Source organism: Microbacterium sp. 22195 (genome assembly GCF_052056515.1).
In the GTDB taxonomy this organism is placed as follows: domain Bacteria; phylum Actinomycetota; class Actinomycetes; order Actinomycetales; family Microbacteriaceae; genus Microbacterium.
Genome location: NZ_JBQEPE010000001.1, coordinates 1,125,739 through 1,147,670 on the forward strand (window position 1 = coordinate 1,125,739; position 21,932 = coordinate 1,147,670).

The following is a 21,932-nucleotide window of genomic DNA, read 5'->3' on the forward strand; positions in this document are numbered from 1 at the left end:
CTGCGAAGGAGACCACTCTCAGCCCTCCGTGATCGCGGTGTAGCCGTCGCGGTCGAGCAGACCGTCGAGGGCGCCGTCGGCGACCTCGACCTTGATCATCCACGCGTCCTCGAAGGGCGAGGAGTTGACCAGCGACGGGTCGTCGACGATGGCCTGGTTGACCTCGACGACGGTGCCCGCGACGGGGGCGTACAGCTCGGAGACCGACTTGGTGGACTCGGCCTCACCGAAGACGTCGCCGCTGCTCAGCTCGGTGCCGACCGCGGGCAGCTCGACGAAGACGATGTCACCGAGGGCGTCGGCGGCGTAGTCGGTGATGCCGACGGTCGCGACGGAGCCCTCCAGGGCGACCCACTCGTGCTCTTCGCTGTACTTGAGGTTGGTCAGATCGGTCATTTCTTCCTCCGGTAGAAAGGCAGGGCGGTCACGGTCGCGGGGATCTTCGTCCCGCGCACATCAAGGAATACTGCGGTTCCCTCCTCAGCGGAAGAGGGGTCGACGAAGGCCATCGCGATGGGGTGGCCGAGCGTCGGGCTGAGGGCGCCGCTGGTGATCTCGCCGAGGGCCGCACCCTCGGCATCCACCACGGCGTAGCCGGCACGGCCGGCGCGACGGCCCTCGGCCTGCAGGCCGACGAGCACGGGTGCGCCCTCGGCGGGCGTCACGGCGCCCTGCCCGACGAAGCGCTCCTTGTCGGTCACGACCACGCGGCCGAGCCCGGCCTGCGCGGGCTTGATCTCACGGTTCAGCTCGTGGCCGTACAGCGGCATGCCCGCCTCGAGGCGCAGCGTGTCGCGGGAGGCGAGGCCGCAGGGCACGAGGCCCTTCGACTCACCGGCGGACAGCACGGCATCCCAGAGCGACTCCGCGTCGGCGGCGGCCACCAGCAGCTCGAAGCCGTCCTCGCCGGTGTACCCGGTGCGGGCGAGCAGCAGCGGCTTGCCGTTCCACGTGGCGTCGGCCCAGGCGTAGTACTTCTGCTCGGCCCAGGGGATCGAGACCTCGCCGATGCCGGCGACCTCGGTGAGGATCTGCTCGGCGGCGGGGCCCTGCACCGCGATCAGCGCGTAGTCGTCGGAGACGTCGACCGTCTCGACGTCGAACCCGTCGGTGCGGGCGAGCAGCGCCTCGCGCACAGCATCCCGGTTGCCCGCATTGGAGATGATCAGGAAGTCGTCGTCGCCGAGGCGGTAGACGATCACGTCGTCGATGATGCCGCCGTCCTCGGCGAGCAGCAGCGAGTACTTCGCCTTGCCCACGGTCATCGCCGACAGGCGGCCCGCGAGCGAGTAGTCCAGGTACGCGGCGGCGTCGGCACCGCGCACGGTGAACTCGGCCATGTGCGAGATGTCGAAGATCCCGGCGGCCTCGCGCACGGCGTGGTGCTCGGCGAGGTCGGAGGTGTAGCGCACCGGCATCTGCCAGCCGCCGAAATCGGTGAAGGAGGCGCCGAGCGCCTCATGGCGCGCACGGAGCGGGGTGTAACGGGGTTCGGTCACGGAGTTCTCCCGGTCGGGTTGCAGGACGACATCATCGGCGTCCTCGGAACTCCCCCTCTGTCATCGGGCCTGAGAGCTTCGCCCACCCTGCGACGGTCTCGGGGACCCATGTCAGGAGAGAGGCTTTCACCGTCGGCGGATGCCGGAGCATCGCTTTTCAGAGCGGCCGGACCAGCACGGTAGGGGTACCTGAGAGATTGGCGGGGAGGCTTGCTCCTTCGGTGTCCGGCTGCGATCACCGGACTCTCCCGCACAGGTCGTTCGGCCTGTATTGAATTGGCTGTTCAGTTAGGCCTCCAGCATAGCGGCACGGCGGCGTGTCCCGCGCCGTTCCGCGGCGGAGCGGATGCCCCTCAGCCGGCGTCGGGGAGCCCCAGAAGACGTGCGCCGTTGCGCCACAGGACGGCGCGCATCCAGTCGTCTCCGAGACCGAGGTCGGCGAGGGCGGACAGCTGCCGGGCGTACGGGTAGGGGATGTTCGGGAAGTCCGATCCGAGCACGATGCGCTCCTGCAGCGCGCCGAGGCGCTGGAGATAGCCGTCCGGCCACACCGACGGCCCGTCCAGGAACCCGGTCGCGAACATCGTGGTGTCCAGATGCACGTTCTCGCACTGCTCGGCCAGATCGGCGAAGGCGTCGTACTCCGGCATCCCCATGTGCGCGATGACGAACGCGAGTCGCGGGTGGCGCGCGAGCACCGCGCCGATGGCGTCCGGTCCGGTGTGCGCACCGGGCAGCGGCCGCGAGCCGGCATGGATGACCACGGGCACGCGGGCACGCTCGAGGGCCGCCCACGCCGCATCCAGCACCGGATCGTCGGGCGCGAACCCGCCGACCTGGATGTGCACCTTGAACAGCCGCGCACCGGCTTCGAGCGCCTCCGGCACGTAGGTCGCCGACTCCGGTTCCGCGAACAGCGTCGCGCAGTGCACGACGTCGCCATGCGCCGCCGCGAAGCGCCGGTTCCAGTCGTTCAGCCAGGCGGCCATCCCCGGCTTGTGCGGATAGGTCAGTGCCGGGATCGCCCGCATGCCCAGCCCGCGTGCGATGGCGAGCCGCGTGTCGTCGTCGTACCGGTACTGGATGGGCCAGGCGTAGCCGTAGTTCTGCTCTGCTGCGTCGAAGTACGACCAGACCTTGTGCAGCATCCGCTCCGGGAGGAAATGCACGTGCACATCGGCGAGCCCGGGGATGCGCAGCGCGGAGAGGTAGGCGGGGACCTCGGCATCGGTCGCGGGCCCTGGTGTGGTGTCGGATGCCGGCATGCCCCCATCCTCTCCCCTAGGCTCGTCGATGTGAGTGGCACGACAGGCGAGCACGACGCGATCCGCGTCGCCGTGTCGACCGTCATCTTCTCGCTGCGCACGGCGCCCGAGGGCGATCGGCTGATGCTGCCGCTGGTGCGGCGCACCCGCGAGCCGCACCTCGGCGCGTGGGCGCTGCCCGGGGGGTGGCTGGATCCGGCCGAGGACCTGGATGCCGCGGCATCCCGCACGCTCGCCGAGACCACCGCGCTGAAGCCGAGCTACCTGGAGCAGCTGTACACGTTCGGCGACGTCGACCGCGCACCCAGCCGCGCGATCTCGATCGTGTACTGGGCTCTGCTGCGATCGGACCTCGTCGATGCGCAGCGCTCGGCGGCGGATGCTCCGGAGAACGTCGAATGGTTCGATGTCGACGCCATCCCGCCCCTGGCCTTCGACCACAACCGCATCGCCGAGTACGCCCTGGACCGGTTGCGCAACAAAGTCGGCTACAGCCGCATCGCGGCGGGCCTGCTGCCGGACGAGTTCACCCTCACCGAGCTGCGCGAGGTGTACGAGGCGGTGCTGGGCCGTCGCCTGGACCCCTCCAACTTCCGCCGCCTGCTGGAGGGGTCGGACGAGCTGGTGCCGACCGAGTCGTTCCGCACCGGCAAGCATCGTCCGGCGCGTCTGTACCGCTACAACGCCACCTCCTGAGCCGTCGCTGCACGGCGTCGTCGCGTCATGCCGATTGCACTTCTGGTCAGATCGACATAATCTGATCCCACATCACTAAGTGTCGAAGTGACCAGAAGGCGGCGCCTGATGTCTGAAACCTCTCTGCTCGACCCCTCGGTCGACCACGCGATCCAGGCGATCGTGCTCGGCGGCTCCACGGAGTCGACGTGCACCACCGACCTCGCGGCCGGCCCCTGGGACTTCGACATCCGTCCCGGCTACGGCCCCGGCTCCTCGATGGGCGACGTGATCCCCACGGGTTCGCCGCGCCAGGGCGAGCTGCCGCAGGAGTACCGCGATGCCAGCGAGGACGAGCTGCACGATCGCATCCGCGCGGCCAAGCTGTCCCTCGGCGAGCGCGTCGTGGTGCTCGGCCACTTCTACCAGCGCGAGGAGGTCGTGCGGCACGCCGACTACGTGGGCGACTCCTTCCAGCTCGCGAACGCCGCGCTGGAGCATCCTGACGCCGAGGCGATCGTGTTCTGCGGCGTGCACTTCATGGCCGAGACCGCCGACCTGCTCTCCGGCCCCGGGCAGTCCGTGATCCTGCCGAACCTCGCCGCGGGCTGCTCGATGGCCGACATGGCCGACATCGACCAGGTGGAGGACTGCTGGGAGCAGCTCGCCGACGTCTACGGCCCGCTGGACGTCGCCGACGACGAGGGCCTCGTGCCCGTGATCCCGGTCACCTACATGAACTCCTCGGCGGCCATCAAGGGATTCGTCGGACGGCACGGCGGCATCGTGTGCACCTCCTCGAACGCCACGACCGTGCTGGAGTGGGCGTTCGCCCGTGGCCGTCGCGTGCTGTTCTTCCCCGACCAGCATCTCGGCCGCAACACCGCCAAGGCGATGGGCGTGGAGCTGGAGCGGATGCCGATGTGGAACCCGCGACGGCCGCTCGGCGGTTCGACCGACGGCGAGCTGCGCGACGCCCGTGTCATCCTGTGGCACGGCTTCTGCTCGGTGCACCGCCGGTTCAGCGTCGACCAGATCGAGAAGGCCCGCGCCGAGCACCCGGGCGTGCGCGTGATCGTCCACCCGGAATGCCCGATGGAGGTCGTCGACGCCGCGGACGAGGCGGGCTCCACGGACTACATCCGCAAGGCGATCGCCGCGGCCACGGAGCCCACCGTCTTCGCGATCGGCACCGAGATCAACCTCGTCCGGCGACTCGCCGCCCAGTTCCCGCAGCACGAGATCTTCTGCCTCGATCCCGTCGTCTGCCCGTGTTCGACCATGTACCGCATCCACCCCGGCTACCTCGCGTGGGTGCTGGAGGAGCTGGTCGGCGGGCGCGTGGTCAACCGCATCCGCGTCTCGGACGATGTCGCGGCTCCGGCCCGCGTGGCGCTGGAGCGGATGCTGGCGGCGAAGCCGCGATGAGGGTCCTGATCGCGGGCGCCGGCATCGCCGGACTGACCGCCGCGCTCCGGGCCGATGCCCTCGGCCATGACGTCGAGGTGCTGGTGAAGGGCGTGCTCGGTGAGGGCTGCACCGCGCACGCGCAGGGCGGCATCGCCGGCGAGTACGGCCCGGGAGACTCGCCTGCGCTGCACGCTCTGGACACCATGCACGCGGGCGACGGGCACGGGGACCCGGTCGCGATCGCGGCTCTGGTCGACGGTGCGATCGCTGCCCTGGACGCGCTGGTCGCGGCGGGCGTGCCCTTCGACCGCGCCTCTGACGGCTCGATCGCCCGGGGCCTGGAAGCCGCGCACAGTCTGCCGCGCATCGCGCACGCCGGCGGCGACGCGACCGGGAAGGCGATCTCCGACGCGCTCGTCGCCCGGGTGCGCGCGAGCGCCGTGCGGGTGCGGGAGGGCGCGTTCGCCGCGGACCTGCTGACGGCGGGCGGCCGCGTGCGCGGCATCCGCCTGCTGAGCGGTGAGGAGCTCGAAGCGGATGCCGTGGTGCTCGCGACCGGCGGCGCCGGACGCGTGTACCCGTTCACCACCAACCCGTCCGGCACCACGGGCGACGGGATCGCCATGGCGCTGCGCGCCGGGGCATCCGTCGCCGATCTGGAGTTCGTGCAGTTCCACCCGACCGTGCTGTCCGGTCACGAGCCGTTCCTCGTCTCGGAGGCCGTGCGCGGCGCGGGTGCGGTGCTGCGGGATGCCGAAGGGCGGCGCTTCATGGTCGACGAGCATCCGGATGCCGAGCTCGCACCGCGCGACGTCGTCGCGCGCGCCGTCGCCCGCCAGGCGCTCACGCAGGGCTCCCCCGTCGTGCTCGACGCGACCGGCGTGCACGACCTCGCCGCGCACTTCCCGACGATCGACGCGGAGCTGCGCTCCCGCGGGATCGACTGGACCCGTGAACCCGTGCCCGTCTCCCCCGCAGCGCACTACCTGATGGGCGGCGTCGTCACCGACATCGACGGCCGCACGACCCTGCCCGGCCTCTGGGCCGTCGGCGAGACGGCGCGGACGGGCGTGCACGGCGCGAACCGCCTGGCCTCCAACTCGCTGCTCGAGGGCGCCGTGTTCGGCGCCCGTCTCGCGGACGCACTCACATCCGCTTCCGACGCGCAGCTTCCGCCAGATCCCGGCATCCCAGGACGGTCCAGGTATCAACTTCTGCCGTTTGACTCAGATCATTCCGGCAGATCTTGCGACCTGGACGGTCCTTCGTTCTCCCGGGCGGCTCTGCAGCGGCTGATGTGGGAGAAGGTCGGGCTGCTCCGCGACGACGAGGGGCTCGCGGATGCCGTGCGCACCCTGCACGCGTGGGAGGCGCCAGCGCCGCGCACGCCGGTCGAGCTGGAGGACGCGAACCTGCTCGTGGTCGCGCGGGCCGTGGCATCCGCCGCACTCGCCCGCACGGAGTCGCTCGGCGCGCACTTCCGGCTCTCCCCCGCCCTGACCGCTCCCGCACCGACCCCGTCCGCCCTGATCGGAGCCGCATGATCACCCCCGCCACCCTGCACCGCACCGTCAGCGCGGCTCTGGAGGAGGACGCCCCGTGGGGCGACATCACCAGCACCGCGCTGCTGCCTGCAGGGGCGCAGGCCACGGCCGATCTCATCGCCCGCGAGCCGGGCGTCTTCAGCGGCGGCGAGGTGTTCGTCGCCGCGTTCGCGCTGACCGATCCGAGCATCCGGGTCGATCTGCACGTCGCCGACGGCGATCGCTTCGAGGCCGGCGATGCGCTGGCATCCGTGTCGGGTCCGGCGCGCGGCATCCTCACCGCCGAGCGCGTCGCGCTCAACTTCACCCAGCGGATGAGCGGCATCGCGACGCTCACGGCCGCCTACGTCGACGCCGTCGATGGGACCGGTGCACGGATCGCCGACACGCGCAAGACCACCCCGGGGCTGCGCGAGTTCGAGCGGCATGCCGTTGTCAGCGGCGGCGGCAGCAACCACCGCCGGTCGCTGTCGGATGCCGTGATGGCCAAGGACAACCACCTGGAGGTGCTGCGTCAGAGCGGGCAGGATCTGGCCACCGCCCTGCGCGAAGCGCTCTCCCGGCTGCCGCACACCACGCACGTGGTGGTCGAGGTCGACCGCCTGGATCAGATCGACGCGGTGGTGGCGGGCGGTGCCGACACCGTGCTGCTCGACAACTTCACCCTCGACGATCTGCGCACGGCCGTCGGCCTGCTCGCGGGTCGTGCGACCGCCGAGGCATCGGGCGGGGTGACCCTCGACACCGTGCGCGGCATCGCCGAGACCGGCGTGCAGGTGATCTCGGTGGGCGCGCTGACCCACTCCGCACGTGCTCTGGATCTCGGGCTCGACCTGCGGATGCGGTGATGCTGTATATCGACCACGCCGCGACCTCGCCGGTGCGCCCCGAGGTGCTGGAGGCGATGCGCCCGTACCTGACGGACGTCTTCGGCAACCCGTCGAGCCATCACACGGCCGGCGAGGCGGCGGCGGATGCCCTGGAGGGCGCCCGCGCGCGAGTCGCGACCGCCCTGGGCACGCGCGCGAACGATGTCGTCTTCACCTCGGGCGGCACCGAGGCGAACAATTCGGGCGTGAAGGGCATCGTGCTGGGCGCCCTCGACGCGGACCCGCACCGCCGGCACCTGATCACCACTCCGATCGAGCACGAGTCGGTGCTGGAATCCGCCCGGTACCTGGAGCGGTTCCACGGCGTGGACGTGACGCTGCTCCCCGTGTCCGAGAGCGGCGTCGTCGATCCCGATGACCTCGCCGCGGCGCTGCGCCCGGAGACGGCGCTCATCTCGATCGCGCACGCCAACAACGAGATCGGGACGGTGCAGGACATCGCTGCACTCACGACCGTCGCAAGGGAACACCGTGTGCCGATGCACGTCGATGCTGTGCAGTCGGCTGGCTGGCTGGACCTGCGCCCGCTCGGCAGCGAGGCCCGGGTCGATGCGATCTCGATCGCCGGGCACAAGCTCGGCGCGCCCAAGGGCACCGGCGCCCTGGCGGTGCGCGCGCGAGTCCCCCTGGAACCGCTGCTGCACGGCGGCGGCCAGGAGCGCGGTCGGCGCAGCGGCACCGAGAACGTCGCGGGTGCCGTCGCCCTGGCGGCCGCCCTCGAGCTCGCCGAGGCGGAGCGCGCGGCGTCATCCGCCGCGGTCACGGCCACGACGCGCGCTTTCATCGCCGGGGTGCTGGGGGCCGTCCCGCAGGCGCGCCTGACCGGGCATCCAACCCGCCGCCTGCCGGGCACGGCGAGCTTCACGTTCGGGGGCGTCAGCGGCGAGTCCGTGCTGCTGGAGCTCGAGCGACGCGGCGTCATCAGCTCCAGCGGATCGGCGTGCGCGGCCGGCTCCGACGAACCCTCGCACGTGCTGGTGGCGTGCGGCATCGACCCGCTGGTCGCGCAGACCTCGGTGCGGTTCACCTTCGGGCGCACTCCGCTGCCCGACGGCGCGCCGGCGCAGCTCGCGGCGCTGGTCGCAGCATCCGTAGCCGCGGTCGCGCACGCCTGAGCCGCGTCGCGCACGCCTGAGCCGCGGTCGCGCACGCCTGAGCCGAGCACTTCCCGCGGACTTGTGCACCTCCCGCGGACGAATCACGGGAATCCGTCCGCACCAAGCGCACTTCTCCGCGCGAAGCGTACGCGGCATCGGCGTGCACGCAGCATCGGCGCACCCTGCGGCAGTGCGGACCTGCCCGCACCAGCGCGACAGCGCTCAGTGCTGCGCGGCATCCCACCAGTCGAGCACGCGCGTGCCGATCAGCGTGAGCCACTTCGAGGGCTCGCCCTGCGGGGCGTCGATCTCCACCCACACGGCGCCTCCCGGGACCTCGCCCTGCCGCCACTTGCCGTCCGGCTGCCGTGCCACGCGAACCAGGTCGACGGCCTCCGCCAGGCGCGGGTCGGGCGCGGCTCCCTCCAGCAGCGCCGCGGCGCGGAAGTGATCGAGCGCGGCGAGCGCGCTGTACTGCCAGCGGCTGGGAGCGATGAACTCGCTCACCCACGGACCGACGAGATCACCGGTGGAGAGACGGCGCATAAGCGCACGCTCGAGCAGATACTCCTCCCCCGCATTCCGCGTCGCCCTCAGTGACGTGTCCCCGGTGAGACGCTCGTACTCCCGCATCCCGACGACCGCGTTGAGGGTGGAGTGGAAGGACGAGCGCTCCGAGTTCCCCTCCTCCGCCTCGCAGTTCCAGCCGCCGTCGTCCAGCCGGTGCTCGGGGAACCAGGCAGCCAGCGCCGAGACGTCCGCGCCCAGCCAGGCGCCGTTCGCCAGGGTGAAGGCATTGATGCACACATCCACCTCACCACCCCAGTACGGCAGGTCGTCGTACTCCCAGCGGCTGCTCGCGGCGAGCTTCTGCGCCGTCCCCCGCAGCGCCGTCGCGTTGAGACCGAGATCGCGCAGGTCCTTCAGCGCCCAGGTCGTCGCGATCCAGGGCTGCGCGTCCTCGTCACGCTCGATGATCCCCAGCCCGGTCAGGTCGCGCTCGCGCGACGGGAAGTACGCCCCGCCGGCCCACTGCCCGTCCGGATCCTGACGCGACAGGATCCGAGCCCCGAAGCCCTCGGTGGCGATCCGGTCGCGCGTCGCCTCCCAGACGTCGGCGGGATCGCCGAGCAGGTCGCGCTGCACCTGCCAGCGCAGAGCCGGGTCGGAGTCGAGCAGCCAGTCGGTCTTCTCGGTCGTCAGCGATGACATGCGTGCGACGCTACGCCGCGCCTCCGACATGCGGAAGCCGGCCCCCGCAGGGAAAAGTAGGATCGGGGTCGTGCATCCGCTCGTCACCATGATCGTCCCGGGGCGCGACATCGCCTCGTTCGCACCCGCCGCGATCGCATCGCTGCGAGCGCAGACCATGCCGCGGTGGCGGGCGCTGCTCATCGACGACGGCTCGATCGACGACACCGGAGACGTGTTCGCCGACGCGGCGGCGTCCGACGACCGCTTCGAGGTACTGCACCACGTGGAGGCCCGGGGCCTGGGCGCAGCTCGCAACATCGGACTGGATCGGGTCGACACCCCGTTCGTGGGCTTCCTGGACGCCGACGACGAGCTCACCCCGGCGGCGATCGAGCTGTGGCTGGGGACCCTCCAGGAGTCGGGCAGCGACTTCGTCGCCGGTGCATACGTGCGCAATCGCGCGAACGGCAGCGGATATCTTCCCGGACGCGTGCAGCCGTGGGTGGCGAAGGCCACCTCGCCGCGGCGCCTCGGCGTCACCCTCGCCGAGCACCCGGACGCCTCCGCGAACATCGTCGCGTGGTCCAAGCTCAGCCGCACGAGCCTCTGGGAAGGCCTGCGCTTTCCCGAGAACGTCGCCTACGAGGATCAGATCGTCGCGCAGCGGATGTACACCGAGGCGCGGGCGTTCGATGTGATCCCCGACATCGTCGCGCACTGGCGGCTGCGAGCCGACGGCACCTCGATCACGCAGGGCAAGGACCGGATGCCGGTGCTGCGGGACTACCTCGCGGCGCTCCGCGGCGGCATCCGCGTGCTGCACGAAGCCGGCCAGCGCGCGGCCGTCGTCGCCCGCCTGGACCTGATCCTCGCCATGGATCTGCCGCCGCTGCGGCGCATCGCCGCCGAGCATCCCGACCCCGAGTACTCCGCGACGCTGACGGCCTTCGAGGCCGAGCTCCAGGCGCTTCCCGAGTTCGCCGAAGCCCGCCCCGACCCCGCCCTCGCCGCCGCGCTCGCGTGGTGAGCCCGAACGGAGACGCCGTGACCGATTACCTCGACTCGCTCTTCTCGCTGCACGGCCGCACCGCCGTCGTCACCGGCGGCTCCTCCGGCATCGGACGCGGCATCGCCACGGCGCTCGCGAAGGCGGGGGCGGCGACCGTGATCGCCGCCCGCGGGCGGGATCGCGTCGAGCGGACCGCGCAGGAGCTGACGGATGCCGGATGCCGCGCCGCCGGCGTCATCGGCGATCTGAGCACCCGCGACGGCATCCGGACGCTCTCGGAGGCCGTCGCAGAGCCGTTCGGAGAGCCGGACATCCTGGTGCACTCGGCGGGCATCAACATCCGTCCGCCGATGACGGAGATCACCGATGACGACTGGGATGCCACCCTCACCGTGAACACGCACGCCCCGTTCCTGCTGGGCCAGCGCTTCGCGCCGGGCATGGCCGCGCGCGGGTACGGGCGGATCATCCACATCAGCTCGCAGCAGGCGCATCGCGCGTTCGTGTCCAGCGGCATCTACGGCGTCTCGAAGGGCGCGATCGAATCCCTCATGCGCTCGGAGGCCGAGGCGTGGGGTGGGACCGGGGTCACGAGCAACACGCTGGTGCCCGGCTTCGTGCTGACCCCGCTGAACGCGCGGCTGCAGGAGGATCCCGCGAAGGTCGCCGAGCTCGCGGCACGCACCATGATCGGCCGCAACGGACTGCCGGACGATTTCGCCGGTGCCGCCGTGTTCCTGGCCGGCGCGGGTTCGGGGTACGTCACGGGGCACTCGCTGTTCGTGGACGGCGGTCTCTCCGCCCACTGAAGGCACGCGGGAACGCGCGCCGATCGGATGCCGCTACGCGTCGGGGTCGAGGTGCGGGACGTCGGGCACAGGGACGGATGCCGTGAGCGCGCGCACCGCGTCCTCGGCGGCCGAGTCCTTCGGCGCCTGATCGGCGCGCCGCTCCGGCAGGGCGGGAGCGTCGTCCGAGAGCACGTTCGAGGCGGCCATCTGCTGCGCGGCGAGCTCGGTGTACAGCCCGCCCGCGGCGAGCAGCTCGGCGTGCGTGCCGGACTCCACGATGCGGCCGGCCTCGATCACATGGATCATGTCGGCGCCCATCACCGTGGAGAGCCGATGCGCGATCGTGAGCACGGTGCGACCGGCGGCCGCCTGGTCCAGCGCGTGCTGCACCACCCGCTCCGACACGGTGTCCAGGGCGCTGGTGGCCTCGTCCAGCAGCAGCACCGGCGGATCCTTCAGCAGCACGCGGGCGATGGCGATGCGCTGCTTCTCGCCGCCGGAGAGCCGATAGCCGCGCTCGCCCACGACCGTGTCGTAGCCGTCCTCGAAGCCCGCGATGATGTGGTGGATGTTGGCGGCTGTGCAGGCCGCGATCAGCTCCTCCTCGGTGGCCTCTGGCTTGGCGTAGAGCAGGTTCTCGCGGATGGTCGCGTGGAAGAGGTACGTCTCCTGCGACACGATGCCCACGTCGTCGATGATCGACTCCTGGGTCAGCGTGCGCACGTCCGCGCCGCCGAACAGCACCTCCCCGGAGGCCGCGGCGTACATCCGCGGGGCGAGGTAGAGGATCGTGGTCTTGCCCGCGCCCGAGGGGCCGACGAACGCGACCTGCTGCCCGGGTTCGGCCACGAACGAGACGCCCTGCAGCGTCGCGCGCGCATCGGGCGCGGCATCCGGGTAGCGGAAGACGACGTCGCGGAACTCGACCCGGCCCCGCGGACCGGGCGCCTGCGACACGGGGATCGCGTCGGGGGCATCCTGGATCTCCGGGACCATGTCGAGGTACTCGAAGATGCGCGCGAACAGGGCGGAGGAGGTCTGCAGGTCGAGCGCGACGCGCATCAGGCCCATCATCGGCATGAGCAGACGGGCTTGCACGGTGGTGAAGGCGACGATGGTTCCCGCCGTGATCGCGCCGGTGCCGCCTGCGACCAAGTAGCCCGAGACCAGGTAGATCACGGCCGGGACGGATGCCATCAGCACCTGGACCACCGCGAAGAAGCCCTGGCCGCTCATCGCCTGGCGCACCTGCAGGCGCACCTGGTTGCGGTTCTCCTGCTGGTATCGCGAGGACTCGGTGCGCTGCCTGTTGAACGACTTCGACAGCAGGATGCCCGAGACGCTCAGCGTCTCCTGCGTGATCGCGGTCAGCTCCGACAGCGACTCCTGGGTCTGGCCGGCGATGCGTGCGCGCACCTGCCCGACCCGGCGCTGCACCAGCACGAGGAGCGGCATCAGCACCACGGCGATCAGCGTCAGCCGCCAGTCGATCAGGATCATCGCGACGAGCGAGGCGATCACGGTCACGACGTTGCCGAGGATGCTGGTGATCGTGTTGGTGAGCACGCCGGACACCCCGCCGACGTCGTTCTGCAGCCGCGACTGGATGACACCGGTCTTGGTGCGGGTGAAGAAGCCGAGCTCCATCGCCTGCAGATGCTCGAACAGCCGCACCCGCAGATCGCCCGTCACGCTGTTGCCGACCGTGGAGGTGAGCCAGGTCTGCGCGACCCCGAGCCCGGCCGAGAGCAGGAACAGCCCGATCATGCTCAGCACGAGCTGAAGCAGCAGACCGAGCACGGGCTCGCCACCGCCGACCGGGAAGAGCGCGTCGTCGAAGATCCGCTGCACCAGCAGCGGCGGGATCACCGCGATCGCGGCGCCGAGCACCACCAGCACGACGGTCAGTACGATGCGTCCGCGGTACGGGCGGAAGAGCGCGACCACGCGCTTCCCGAGGTCGGCGATCCTCGGGGCCTCGGCGTTCAGCCTGCGCTGCGCTGCCTCGTCCACACCGCGGAATCCGCGACCGCCCCCACCGCGAACGCCACCCATGCTCATCGCCCCAGGCTAATGCGCCCGTCCGACGTCGACGCCCGTTCGCGGCGCGTTCATCGGAAAGATCCTGCGAACCGGAATGGAATGTCGGTGGCTCCGGTTACGCTGTAACGCTGATCAGTCGCACTCGCGAGAACACCGCACATCAAGATCTCCTGAGGAGTCCCATGTCCACCGCCGACACCGGCACCACACCCGCCCAGGGCGCTTCCCCCGGCTTCATCCCGGCCAAGGACATGGCCGTCATCTGGGTGCTGCTCGCAGCCGCCTTCGTCGCCATCCTCAACGAGACGACGATGGGCATGGCGATCCCGCACCTCATCACCGACCTCGGCATCACACCGATCGCCGCGCAGTGGGTGACCAGTGCGTTCATGCTGACCATGGCCGTGGTCATCCCGATCACCGGGTTCCTGCTGCGCCGTTTCACGACGCGTCAGATGTTCCTCAGCGCCATCGCGCTGTTCTCCGTCGGCACGCTGCTCGCAGCGCTGGCGACCGGATTCCCGATGCTGCTCGGCGCCCGCGTCGTGCAGGCGTCCGGCACGGCCGTGATGATGCCGCTGCTGATGACGACGATCATGAACCTCGTGCCCGCCGCCTCCCGCGGTCGCATGATGGGCCGCGTGAGCGTGGTCATCTCGCTCGCTCCGGCGATCGGACCGACCATGTCCGGCTTCCTGCTCGACCACTTCGGCTGGCGCGCCATCTTCGTGGTCGTGCTTCCGATCGCCCTGGTCGCGATGTTCATCGGATGGCGCTGGCTGACGAACGTCGGCGAGACCACGCACGCCCCGATCGACGCGCTGTCGATCGTGCTCTCGGCCTTCGGCTTCGGCGGTCTCGTGTTCGGTCTCAGCCAGATCGGCGGTCTGGGCAACGGCGCCAGCTGGATGCCCATGGCGATCGCCCTCGCGGTCGGCGTGGTCGGGCTCGGCCTGTTCCTCTGGCGCCAGGTGGTGCTGCAGAAGGAGGACGACGCGCTGCTCGACCTGCGCGTGTTCGCGTCGCGCGACTTCTCGCTCTCCATGGCGCAGATGTTCCTCCTCTCGCTGGCCTTCTTCGGCAGCATCACGGTGATCCCGCTCTTCCTGCAGGACGCCCTGCAACTGAAGGCGCTCGACGCCGGCCTGGTCGTGCTGCCCGGTGCGCTGGCGATGGGTCTGCTGGGCCCGGTCATCGGCCGGATCTACGACAGTCACGGCACCCGGATCCTGCTGATCCCGGGGTCGATCCTCGCCGCCGCCATGCTCTGGCTGTTCACGACGCTCAGCACGGGCAGCTCTGTCTGGCTGGTGATGGTCGCGCAGACGCTGCTGTCGGTGGGGCTCGCCCTGTCGTTCACGCCGCTGTTCACCGCGTCGCTGGCCTCGCTCAAGCCGAAGTTCTACTCCTACGGGAGCGCGGTGATCGGCACCATCCAGCAGGTCGCCGGCGCCGCGGGCATCGCGGTGATGATGGCCGTGTTCACCACGATCGTGAACGCGGGCGGCGGCACCGAGGTGCCGGCGGCCGTCGCCGCGGGCACGCGCACCTCGGTCACGATCGGCGCGGTCATCGCCACGATCACGATCATCGGCGCCTTCCTGATCCGCAAGCCCGAGGACGACGGCGAGGGACCGCAGCACGGCGGGCACTGACCGCAGTCGCATCGTCACATGGCACTGCCGCGCGCCCGGAGTCCCCGGGCGTGCGGTAGTGTTCCGGGTATGACCCGTTGGTTCGCGTATTTTGGGCCGGCTCTGGAGGAGCCGGCGCGGATGTAGCGCGCACCGACACCTTCAGAGCCGGCAAAGGCAGAGCATCCGCTCTGCCTTTCGTCATTTCGGGGCGAAGCCCCGTGCCGTTTTCGGCGGGCTCTGCACGGGGTCCGCCTTCGAGAGGACTGGACCCATGAGCAGCATCACGACATCCGACCGCACCGCCGACCTGCACGTCAGCGGCTTCGCCACCCTCCCCTCCCCGTCCGAGGTGATCGGCGAGCTTCCGGTCGACGACGACCTCTCCGTCGTCGTCTCCCGAGCCCGCGACGAGGTGCGGGCGATCATGTCAGGCGCGGACGACAGGCTCCTCGTCGTCGTCGGCCCGTGCTCGATCCACGACACGGATGCCGGGCTCGAATACGCCCGCCGACTGGCATCCGAGGCGGAACACCACCGCGACGACCTGCTGATCGTCATGCGCACCTACTTCGAGAAGCCGCGCACCACGGTCGGCTGGAAGGGCCTGATCAACGATCCGCATCTCGACGGCAGCCACGACATCGAGGCGGGTCTCCGCCTGGCCCGCGGCTTCCTGCGCGACGTGACCGCGCTCGGGCTGCCCTGCGCGACGGAGTTCCTCGAACCGATCAGCCCGCAGTACACCGCCGACCTCATCGCCTGGGGCGCGATCGGCGCGCGCACCACCGAGAGCCAGATCCACCGGCAGCTGGCATCCGGTCTGTCCATGCCGATCGGTTTCAAGAACGGCACGGACGGCGGGCTGCAGGTGGCCTTGGACGCCGCATCCGCGGCATCCGCTCCGCAGGCGTTCCTCGGGATCGGCGCCGACGGGCGCGCGAGCCTGGTCGCCACGACGGGAAACCCCGACACCTCGGTGATCCTCCGCGGCGGCGCCGACGGTCCGAACTTCGGCGCAGAGCACGTGCGGCGGGCGTCCGAGCGTCTCGCCGCCGCGGGCCTGACCGACCGGCTGATCGTGGATGCCAGCCATGGGAACAGCGGCAAGGACCACATCCGGCAGTCGGAGGTGGTCGTGGAGCTCTCGGAGCAGATCGCGACCGACGGCCGCGCCGTCGCCGGCGTCATGCTCGAGAGCAACCTCGTCGCGGGCGCGCAGAAGCACGACGTCCGGAACGGCGCGGCGGGCCTGGTGCGCGGTCAGAGCATCACCGACGCGTGCATGGGCTGGGATGCCACGGTCGAGGCACTCGCCGTCCTGGCCGCCGCGAATGCAGCGCGTACCTCCACCAGGTCAGGGACGCCCGCCATGCCCTGAGGATCCGAGGCTTCCCCGCACGCCGGCGGCGGAGTACTGTGCGGTGCCATGATCATCACTCCCCCGGCGCGGGACGGCGCCAGCGGTCACGTCGCCGAGATGTATGAGGAGGACATCTCGGCTGACGGCTTCATCCACACGTACACCGCCGCGATGGCGGTGAATCCGGAGGCGCACGAGGCGTTCATGGCGCTCGTGAGGGCGGTCGTCCCGTCCATCGGCATCCGCGTGTACGAGGCGGCAACGCTGGGTGCGGCGCGTGGCATCGGTTCGGCGCACTGCCTGATCGCCCACGCGCGCAAGTCGCTGAAGGCGGGGGTCGTGGACGAGGCCGGGCTGCGCGGTTTCGCCGAGGACGACGACGGCGGATTCGACGAGGCAGAGCAGGCGGTGATCCGCTATGCCGAGAAGCTCTCGACGGCGCCTTCCTCGATGACGGATGCCGACTCCGAGGCACTGCGGGCCGTCGGCTTCTCGGACCGGCAGATCCTGGACATCACGCTGGCCGCGGGGCTGCGCAATCACTTCAGCCGGTCGCTGCTCGCCCTGGCAGTGCCGATGGACGACGACCTCCAGCTGGACGCGGAGATCGCGGCCGCGCTGATGCAGCGCGCCGGGCGGCTCTGAGCGCAGCGGGATCGACGGAGGTCACTCCGTGGGTCGGGGCGCCTCAACACCGGGGAGCACGCAGTAGCCGTCGGTGCACAACCCGGCCTCGGCGTCCGTGGGAAGCAGCTGCAGGGACGGAGGCGCAGCGAGTGTCGTCACCGTCGTGTCATCCGTCTGCTGTTCGGCCATCCTTCGATGGTACGCCGCCCCAGCGCGACGGGCTCCGGCACCGGCGTGGCGCACGCGTCGTCGCGCGCGCCTGTCGCTCTCCGCTTCGGTCGCGAGTAGCCTGCCGCTCATGGAAGCAGCGCAGCAGCGCCCTGGCGAGACGCCACTCGAGCGCGCCGATCGTAACTGGAACGAGCTCATGCAGGAGCTCCGCGTGATGCAGACCGGCACGCAGATCCTGACCGGCTTCCTGCTGGCTGTCGCCTTCCAGCCGCGGTTCGCGGACCTGGATGCCGTGCAGCGGTCGCTGTACGTGGTGCTCGTGCTGCTGGCGGCGACCGCCACCGTGCTGGCGCTGGCACCCGTGGGCATGCATCGCCTGCTGTTCCACCAGCACCGCAAGATCGCCCTGGTGCGGACCGCGAACCGGCTGGTCAAGGCGAACCTCGTCGTGATCGGCGCGGTGACCGTCGGCGTGGTGGCGCTGATCCTCGATGTCACGGTGGACCGGCCCAGCGCTGTCGTCGCATCGGTGCTCGGCGTGATCGCGATCCTGCTGCTGTGGGTGGGCCTGCCAGCGATGCTCAGGCGCGGCCAGGACTGACCCGGCCGCATCGCCCCGCGATCAGCCGCCGAGACTCGTGACCAGGTTGATGACGGTGGCGAGGATCACCGCGCCGAACAGGTAGGCGAGCATGGTCTGAGCCACGACGACGCGCCTGATCGCGCCGTTCGACACGTTCGTGTCGGCGACCTGGTAGGTCATCCCGAGGCCGACCGCGAAGTAGGCGAAGTCGCTGTACTGCGGGTCCTCGTTCTGGTTGAACGAGATCCCGCCGGCGGGCTCGGAGTAGTACATCCGGGCGTAGCGCAGCATGTAGTCCGCCTGGATCAGCACCCATGACGCGGCGACACTGAGCACGGCCGTCCCCGCGAGCAGATAGCTCTGGATCTCGGGCGCGTGCCGTGCCTGCACGACGACGACGCCGACGGCGGCGAGGCTGACGACGCTGCCGATGATGGCGACGATCCGTGCCACCCGGCGTCCCGGATCCTCGGCCAGCGCATGAGCACGGGTCGCAGCCGCATCCATGGGCCACACGATCAGCAGCACCCACACCGCGTTGATCAGTGCGAGGGTGCCCCAGCCGCCCAGGATGCCTGCGGCGGGGCCGAGCCAGATGCCGATGCCGGCACCGGCCAGGATGCCGATCAGCACCGAGACGGAGGTCCTCACACGCACGGAGGCGCGAACGGCTTGATCGTCCATGAGCGAATGCTACGCGCCGGATCAGGCGCAGATGTGAATGGCCTCCGAGTCGGGCGGTTCGGGTTGTCCGTCCGCGTCCGGTGCGGAATCGTGGCTCGGACACCGTGCTGGACGGTGCGGTGTCCGCAACCGGAAGGAGAGCGCATGCTCACCCTGACCGAGAACGCAAACACGATCGCGGCGACCATCGTCGCCCAGCAGAGCACGACGCCGGATGCGGGCCTTCGCATCCATTCGTCGGGGACGGAGGCGGAGCCGCGCTTCGCCGTCACGGTCGCTCCGACGCCCGAACCCGGTGACGAGGTCATCGGCGACGACGAGATCCACGTGTTCCTCGAGCACGCCGCTGCCGAGGCGCTGAACGACAAGGTGCTCGACGCCACGGTCGATGAACAGGGCGCGGTGTCGTTCACGCTGCTCCCGCAGGCGGCTTGACCGTCCGCACCTCGAAGAGCCGTCGCCCGCTCGGGCGGCGGCTCTTCGTATGCCGTGCGGCGCATGCGCCCGGCCCTAGCGTTGAACCATGCTCCGCCGCCTGATCTCCCGGGTGTTCTGGACGTTCAGCCGCTGGACGCTGACGACCGAACCCGCTCCCTCCCGACCGACGGTGCTGATCGGCGCGCCGCACACCTCGAACTGGGACTTCGTGCTGATGCTCGCGATCGCCTGGCGGCTGGGGATCGACGTGCGCTGGCTCGGGAAGAAGAGCCTGTTCCATGGCTGGCGCGGTCCGATCATGCGCGCGCTCGGCGGCATCCCGGTAGACCGCAGCGATCCGGGACGCGTGGTCGGCGACGTGGTCGCGAAGGTGCAGGACGGCGAGGTCTTCGGCCTGGTCGTCACTCCGGACGGCACGCGCAAGGGGCACTCGCACTGGAAGTCCGGCTTCTACCGCATCGCGCGCGAGACCGGGATGCCGGTGACCCTCGGCTACGTCGACCGCACGACGATGACGACGGGCCTCGGACCGACCATCGAGCTGACCGGTGATGTGGCCGCCGACATGGACCGCATCCGTGCGTTCTATGCCGACAAGGCGGGCCTGCGGCCCGAGCACCGCGTCGAGCCGCGACTGCGCGAGGAGCAGCCGCTCGCCTCGTGAACGCCGGGCGCTATCCGAAGAGATCGCCGTCCACGTAGTACCAGCGACCGTCATCGCGGACGAAGCGCGAGCGCTCGTGCAGGATGCCCAGCTCGCCGTCGTCCTGCAGATAGGTGGCGCGGAACTCGACGACGCCCGAATCGGCATCTGCTCCCCCGCCGGCGACTTCGACGATCTGCAGCCCGCGCCAGCGCGGGTTGTCGCGGAGGTCGAGGTCGTCCGGCCGGGTGGACGGATGCCAGGTGCGCAGCAGCCAGGCGGCGTCGGCGCGCTTGAACGCGGCGAACCGCGAGCGCATGAGCTCCTCGGCGGTGGAGGGCTCCTCCTGGTCGGTCATGACGTGGTCAGTCCCAGTCCAGGTACTCCTCGATGATGTACGCGGTCTCGATCGGGTGCGTGACCGGGAAGTGGTGGTCGGCGCCGGCGAGCGTCTTCACGCTCGCGCGCTCCGGCGCGGTGGCCTGCAGGCGGTCGCCGTTGACGGGCGGGGTGACGTCGTCGTCCGAGCCCTGGATGATGAGCACGGGCAGAGCCGGGGCCAGAGCGATGTCCTCGTCCTCCACGCCGAGGAGCAGCAGGCCGTTGGAGCGCTCATGGTGCTCCGCGACGACGTGGCGTGCGAGCGTACCGCCCGAGCCGTGACCGCCGATCCAGGCGTCCTCGAGGCCCAGGTGGTCCATCACCGCGATGACGTCGTCGACGGCGTCCGCGCCGATCTGCACGACGCGGAACCCCGCCTCCTCGGCCAGGTAGTGCGCGATGACGCCGAGCGCCTCACCGGTGCGGCCGATGCCGTGGATCAGCACGAGACCGACGGGTCCCTCGCCCTCGTCGACGTAGTCGACGGCACGGCCGTCCGGCTCGAAGGTGCTGCTCTCTGCCACTGGATGCTCCTCGGGGTCGTGACGGGCGGTGCGCCCCATCAACCCTACTTGGCCTCTCTCGCGGCGGCGACGGCCGCGGACGCCCGGCATCCGGTGCATCCGCGGCCGCACCTGGATTCAGCTCCGCTCGATCGGCAGCCACAGCTCCGTGGTCGCGGTGCTGAAGTCCTCGGAGCGGTCGAGCACGGCGACGATCGACGGGTCGGGACGAAGACGCCAGGGGTTGGACGGGAACCATTCGGTCGCGGTCGCGGCCCAGGTGGACTGCAGCGCGGCCGGATACGCGCCGGAGGTGCGGAACACGGCCCAGGCGCCTGCGGGCACCTCGATGGCGTCCAGATCCGCCGGCACGTCGGAGTCGGCGGTGATCGCGACTCCGTGCAGGTAGGTCAGCTCGCTCCCCTGCGTGTAGTCGGGGTCGACGTCGGCGCTCACCTGCAGGAGCCCGGCGGGCTCGGCGTCGCTCAGCTGCTTGAGGCGCGCGTGCTCCTCGATCGGCAGCGAGGCGATGTGCGCCTGGATGTGCGGGTTGATCCCCTCGTGGATCAGCGGCACGCGCGCGGCGTGTCCGATCAGGCGGAAGGCGGGGCGTTCGGTGATGCGGGCATCCATGGGGGTGCTCCCTTCTACGGTCAGGCGGAACCTGAGCTGCGGTTGGCTGCGAAGGGGACCGCCATCACGCCGGACATCGCCGTGACTCGTGCCGTGCACGGCCCGGAACGCCCGGCCGAAGGCCTCGGTCGAGCCGTACCCGTACCGTACGGCGATGGTCAGCAGGTCGTCGCCGCCGATCAGATCGGACGCCGCGACCGTCATCCGACGCCGCCGCACGTACTCCGACACGGGCATGCCCGCGAGCGACGAGAACATCCGCCTCGCGTGATACCCGGTGGTGCCGAGGCGCGCGGCCAGCGCGTCCACATCCGTCTCGTCGCCGAGATGAGCTTCGATCTCGTCGACCAGGTGGTTGAGCACTTCGATCATGGCTGCTCCCTTCGCATCCACTCTCGCCTCAGCGACGGCCGCGGCGCCCGATCATCGCGGTCCGATCCGATCGGATGTCAATCTCCCGGGATCGGCATCCCGTCCTCGCCGAATCGGACGCCTTCGCGCTCCAGGCGCTTCCGGGTCTCGTGATGCACCACACCACGGCGGCGCGGGTCGGCCTCGAGCATGCGCAGCAGGGTCGCGCGCTCCGTGCGAGGGTGCTCGGCGACGGCGAATCTCACACTCCAGAAGCGGTCCGATGCGAAGCGGTCGAGCACGGCCGCGCTGGCATCCGGGTTCATCGCCGCGGCGTTCCGGATCGCCTGGTTCGCATCGGTGAAGAACGGCTCGAAGTCCTCGTCCGTGTGCGCGGCGCTGGCGAGCGCATAGCGGCGCTCCTCATCGGCCCGCTCCTCCGGTGTCTTGCGCCTTCCCACATGTCCCCCTCGTCTCGTGCCCCTTCCCGGGGACGCTTCGATG

General features: G+C 70.6%; 24 protein-coding genes and 2 riboswitches. Of the genes, 13 read left to right on the forward strand and 11 right to left on the reverse strand.

Annotated features, from left to right (window positions below):
* Positions 1-18: 18 nt before the first annotated feature.
* From gcvH to ACTJJ4_RS05500, 3 genes are all read right to left on the reverse strand, one after another.
* Positions 19-396, reverse strand: a complete 378-nt coding sequence (gene gcvH, locus ACTJJ4_RS05490; RefSeq protein WP_440942350.1) for a glycine cleavage system protein GcvH — start codon at positions 394-396, stop codon at positions 19-21.
* Positions 393-1,499 (reverse strand): glycine cleavage system aminomethyltransferase GcvT, encoded by a 1,107-nt coding sequence (gcvT, locus tag ACTJJ4_RS05495; RefSeq protein ID WP_440942351.1) that lies wholly within the window; start codon positions 1,497-1,499, stop codon positions 393-395. Before gcvT ends, gcvH begins: the two co-directional genes overlap by 4 nt.
* A gap of 50 nt (positions 1,500-1,549) precedes the next feature.
* Positions 1,550-1,665: riboswitch (glycine riboswitch) on the reverse strand.
* Between the two features lies 1 nt (position 1,666).
* Positions 1,667-1,760: riboswitch (glycine riboswitch) on the reverse strand.
* A gap of 92 nt (positions 1,761-1,852) precedes the next feature.
* Entirely contained in the window at positions 1,853-2,764 is a 912-nt protein-coding gene (locus ACTJJ4_RS05500) for an amidohydrolase family protein (protein WP_440942352.1), read from the reverse strand.
* A gap of 72 nt (positions 2,765-2,836) precedes the next feature.
* Here ACTJJ4_RS05500 and ACTJJ4_RS05505 point away from each other — a divergent pair, with 72 nt between their 5' ends.
* The 5 genes from ACTJJ4_RS05505 (at position 2,837) to ACTJJ4_RS05525 (ending at position 8,398) form a co-directional block, all read left to right on the forward strand.
* The gene (locus tag ACTJJ4_RS05505; protein WP_440942824.1) at positions 2,837-3,460 is read left to right on the forward strand and encodes an NUDIX hydrolase; all 624 of its coding nucleotides are present in this window, start codon (positions 2,837-2,839) and stop codon (positions 3,458-3,460) included.
* A 108-nt stretch (positions 3,461-3,568) separates the two neighbouring features.
* Positions 3,569-4,867 (forward strand): quinolinate synthase NadA, encoded by a 1,299-nt coding sequence (gene nadA, locus ACTJJ4_RS05510; protein WP_440942353.1) that lies wholly within the window; start codon positions 3,569-3,571, stop codon positions 4,865-4,867.
* Entirely contained in the window at positions 4,864-6,393 is a 1,530-nt protein-coding gene (nadB, locus tag ACTJJ4_RS05515; protein ID WP_440942354.1) for an L-aspartate oxidase, read from the forward strand. The genes nadA and nadB overlap by 4 nt, the downstream gene beginning before the upstream one ends.
* A complete protein-coding gene (gene nadC, locus ACTJJ4_RS05520; RefSeq protein ID WP_440942355.1) occupies positions 6,390-7,241 on the forward strand; it encodes a carboxylating nicotinate-nucleotide diphosphorylase in 852 nt (283 codons plus the stop codon). The genes nadB and nadC overlap by 4 nt, the downstream gene beginning before the upstream one ends.
* On the forward strand, positions 7,241-8,398 hold the full coding sequence (locus ACTJJ4_RS05525; protein WP_440942356.1) for a cysteine desulfurase family protein: 1,158 nt from the start codon (positions 7,241-7,243) through the stop codon (positions 8,396-8,398). Before nadC ends, ACTJJ4_RS05525 begins: the two co-directional genes overlap by 1 nt.
* 204 nt (positions 8,399-8,602) lie before the next feature.
* On the opposite strand, the gene ACTJJ4_RS05530 is transcribed toward ACTJJ4_RS05525, so the two are convergent.
* The gene (locus ACTJJ4_RS05530) at positions 8,603-9,592 is read right to left on the reverse strand and encodes a squalene cyclase (protein ID WP_440942357.1); all 990 of its coding nucleotides are present in this window, start codon (positions 9,590-9,592) and stop codon (positions 8,603-8,605) included.
* 70 nt (positions 9,593-9,662) lie between these two features.
* On the opposite strand from ACTJJ4_RS05530, the gene ACTJJ4_RS05535 reads away from it, so the two are divergent.
* Positions 9,663-10,601 (forward strand): glycosyltransferase family 2 protein, encoded by a 939-nt coding sequence (locus tag ACTJJ4_RS05535; RefSeq protein WP_440942358.1) that lies wholly within the window; start codon positions 9,663-9,665, stop codon positions 10,599-10,601.
* A gap of 17 nt (positions 10,602-10,618) precedes the next feature.
* Positions 10,619-11,392, forward strand: a complete 774-nt coding sequence (locus tag ACTJJ4_RS05540) for an SDR family NAD(P)-dependent oxidoreductase (protein WP_440942359.1) — start codon at positions 10,619-10,621, stop codon at positions 11,390-11,392.
* Positions 11,393-11,425: 33 nt separating this feature from the next.
* Here the strand turns inward: ACTJJ4_RS05540 and ACTJJ4_RS05545 are convergent, their stop codons facing one another.
* Complete coding sequence (locus tag ACTJJ4_RS05545) at positions 11,426-13,429, reverse strand: ABC transporter ATP-binding protein (protein WP_440942825.1); 2,004 nt, start codon at positions 13,427-13,429, stop codon at positions 11,426-11,428.
* A 170-nt stretch (positions 13,430-13,599) separates the two neighbouring features.
* Between ACTJJ4_RS05545 and ACTJJ4_RS05550 the strand changes: the two genes are divergently transcribed.
* The 3 genes from ACTJJ4_RS05550 to ACTJJ4_RS05560 all read left to right on the forward strand — a co-directional run bounded on the left by ACTJJ4_RS05550 (position 13,600) and on the right by ACTJJ4_RS05560 (position 17,059).
* Positions 13,600-15,072, forward strand: a complete 1,473-nt coding sequence (locus ACTJJ4_RS05550; RefSeq protein ID WP_440942360.1) for an MDR family MFS transporter — start codon at positions 13,600-13,602, stop codon at positions 15,070-15,072.
* A 253-nt stretch (positions 15,073-15,325) separates the two neighbouring features.
* Positions 15,326-16,432, forward strand: coding sequence for a 3-deoxy-7-phosphoheptulonate synthase (locus tag ACTJJ4_RS05555; RefSeq protein ID WP_440942361.1), 1,107 nt, complete (start codon positions 15,326-15,328; stop codon positions 16,430-16,432).
* A 48-nt stretch (positions 16,433-16,480) separates the two neighbouring features.
* On the forward strand, positions 16,481-17,059 hold the full coding sequence (locus ACTJJ4_RS05560; protein WP_440942362.1) for a carboxymuconolactone decarboxylase family protein: 579 nt from the start codon (positions 16,481-16,483) through the stop codon (positions 17,057-17,059).
* Positions 17,060-17,080: 21 nt separating this feature from the next.
* Here the strand turns inward: ACTJJ4_RS05560 and ACTJJ4_RS05565 are convergent, their stop codons facing one another.
* Positions 17,081-17,230, reverse strand: a complete 150-nt coding sequence (locus ACTJJ4_RS05565; RefSeq protein ID WP_440942363.1) for a hypothetical protein — start codon at positions 17,228-17,230, stop codon at positions 17,081-17,083.
* A 109-nt stretch (positions 17,231-17,339) separates the two neighbouring features.
* Here ACTJJ4_RS05565 and ACTJJ4_RS05570 point away from each other — a divergent pair, with 109 nt between their 5' ends.
* Positions 17,340-17,813 (forward strand): DUF6328 family protein, encoded by a 474-nt coding sequence (locus ACTJJ4_RS05570; protein WP_440942364.1) that lies wholly within the window; start codon positions 17,340-17,342, stop codon positions 17,811-17,813.
* A 21-nt stretch (positions 17,814-17,834) separates the two neighbouring features.
* On the opposite strand, the gene ACTJJ4_RS05575 is transcribed toward ACTJJ4_RS05570, so the two are convergent.
* Positions 17,835-18,479, reverse strand: coding sequence for a DUF1345 domain-containing protein (locus ACTJJ4_RS05575; RefSeq protein ID WP_440942365.1), 645 nt, complete (start codon positions 18,477-18,479; stop codon positions 17,835-17,837).
* A 144-nt stretch (positions 18,480-18,623) separates the two neighbouring features.
* Here ACTJJ4_RS05575 and ACTJJ4_RS05580 point away from each other — a divergent pair, with 144 nt between their 5' ends.
* Together ACTJJ4_RS05580 and ACTJJ4_RS05585 are read left to right on the forward strand one after the other, a co-directional pair.
* Entirely contained in the window at positions 18,624-18,914 is a 291-nt protein-coding gene (locus ACTJJ4_RS05580) for a Fe-S cluster assembly protein HesB (protein WP_285633987.1), read from the forward strand.
* Positions 18,915-19,002: 88 nt separating this feature from the next.
* Positions 19,003-19,581: a 1-acyl-sn-glycerol-3-phosphate acyltransferase gene (locus ACTJJ4_RS05585; protein ID WP_440942366.1), complete on the forward strand. Its 579-nt coding sequence runs from the start codon at positions 19,003-19,005 to the stop codon at positions 19,579-19,581.
* Between the two features lie 10 nt (positions 19,582-19,591).
* Here the strand turns inward: ACTJJ4_RS05585 and ACTJJ4_RS05590 are convergent, their stop codons facing one another.
* The 4 genes from ACTJJ4_RS05590 to ACTJJ4_RS05605 all read right to left on the reverse strand — a co-directional run bounded on the left by ACTJJ4_RS05590 (position 19,592) and on the right by ACTJJ4_RS05605 (position 21,889).
* Positions 19,592-19,918 (reverse strand): YchJ family protein, encoded by a 327-nt coding sequence (locus ACTJJ4_RS05590; protein WP_440942367.1) that lies wholly within the window; start codon positions 19,916-19,918, stop codon positions 19,592-19,594.
* Positions 19,919-19,925: 7 nt separating this feature from the next.
* Positions 19,926-20,465: an alpha/beta fold hydrolase gene (locus tag ACTJJ4_RS05595; RefSeq protein WP_440942368.1), complete on the reverse strand. Its 540-nt coding sequence runs from the start codon at positions 20,463-20,465 to the stop codon at positions 19,926-19,928.
* A 117-nt stretch (positions 20,466-20,582) separates the two neighbouring features.
* Entirely contained in the window at positions 20,583-21,449 is an 867-nt protein-coding gene (locus tag ACTJJ4_RS05600) for an AraC family transcriptional regulator (protein WP_440942369.1), read from the reverse strand.
* 77 nt (positions 21,450-21,526) lie between these two features.
* Positions 21,527-21,889, reverse strand: coding sequence for a hypothetical protein (locus tag ACTJJ4_RS05605; RefSeq protein ID WP_440942370.1), 363 nt, complete (start codon positions 21,887-21,889; stop codon positions 21,527-21,529).
* Between the last annotated feature and the right edge of the window lie 43 nt (positions 21,890-21,932).

What these genes read in the sequence shown, in the direction of transcription:
- ACTJJ4_RS05560 (WP_440942362.1), top strand. Translation starts at nt 16,481, where the DNA reads ATGATCATCACTCCCCCGGCGCGGGACGGCGCCAGCGGTCACGTCGCC.
- ACTJJ4_RS05530 (WP_440942357.1), bottom strand. Translation starts at nt 9,592, where the DNA reads ATGTCATCGCTGACGACCGAGAAGACCGACTGGCTGCTCGACTCCGAC.
- ACTJJ4_RS05590 (WP_440942367.1), bottom strand. Translation starts at nt 19,918, where the DNA reads ATGACCGACCAGGAGGAGCCCTCCACCGCCGAGGAGCTCATGCGCTCG.
- ACTJJ4_RS05545 (WP_440942825.1), bottom strand. Translation starts at nt 13,429, where the DNA reads ATGGGTGGCGTTCGCGGTGGGGGCGGTCGCGGATTCCGCGGTGTGGAC.
- ACTJJ4_RS05570 (WP_440942364.1), top strand. Translation starts at nt 17,340, where the DNA reads ATGGAAGCAGCGCAGCAGCGCCCTGGCGAGACGCCACTCGAGCGCGCC.
- ACTJJ4_RS05525 (WP_440942356.1), top strand. Translation starts at nt 7,241, where the DNA reads ATGCTGTATATCGACCACGCCGCGACCTCGCCGGTGCGCCCCGAGGTG.
- ACTJJ4_RS05600 (WP_440942369.1), bottom strand. Translation starts at nt 21,449, where the DNA reads ATGATCGAAGTGCTCAACCACCTGGTCGACGAGATCGAAGCTCATCTC.
- ACTJJ4_RS05550 (WP_440942360.1), top strand. Translation starts at nt 13,600, where the DNA reads ATGTCCACCGCCGACACCGGCACCACACCCGCCCAGGGCGCTTCCCCC.
- nadC (WP_440942355.1), top strand. Translation starts at nt 6,390, where the DNA reads ATGATCACCCCCGCCACCCTGCACCGCACCGTCAGCGCGGCTCTGGAG.
- ACTJJ4_RS05555 (WP_440942361.1), top strand. Translation starts at nt 15,326, where the DNA reads ATGAGCAGCATCACGACATCCGACCGCACCGCCGACCTGCACGTCAGC.
- ACTJJ4_RS05585 (WP_440942366.1), top strand. Translation starts at nt 19,003, where the DNA reads ATGCTCCGCCGCCTGATCTCCCGGGTGTTCTGGACGTTCAGCCGCTGG.
- ACTJJ4_RS05500 (WP_440942352.1), bottom strand. Translation starts at nt 2,764, where the DNA reads ATGCCGGCATCCGACACCACACCAGGGCCCGCGACCGATGCCGAGGTC.
- ACTJJ4_RS05580 (WP_285633987.1), top strand. Translation starts at nt 18,624, where the DNA reads ATGCTCACCCTGACCGAGAACGCAAACACGATCGCGGCGACCATCGTC.
- ACTJJ4_RS05575 (WP_440942365.1), bottom strand. Translation starts at nt 18,479, where the DNA reads ATGGACGATCAAGCCGTTCGCGCCTCCGTGCGTGTGAGGACCTCCGTC.
- nadB (WP_440942354.1), top strand. Translation starts at nt 4,864, where the DNA reads ATGAGGGTCCTGATCGCGGGCGCCGGCATCGCCGGACTGACCGCCGCG.
- gcvH (WP_440942350.1), bottom strand. Translation starts at nt 396, where the DNA reads ATGACCGATCTGACCAACCTCAAGTACAGCGAAGAGCACGAGTGGGTC.
- nadA (WP_440942353.1), top strand. Translation starts at nt 3,569, where the DNA reads ATGTCTGAAACCTCTCTGCTCGACCCCTCGGTCGACCACGCGATCCAG.
- ACTJJ4_RS05565 (WP_440942363.1), bottom strand. Translation starts at nt 17,230, where the DNA reads ATGGCCGAACAGCAGACGGATGACACGACGGTGACGACACTCGCTGCG.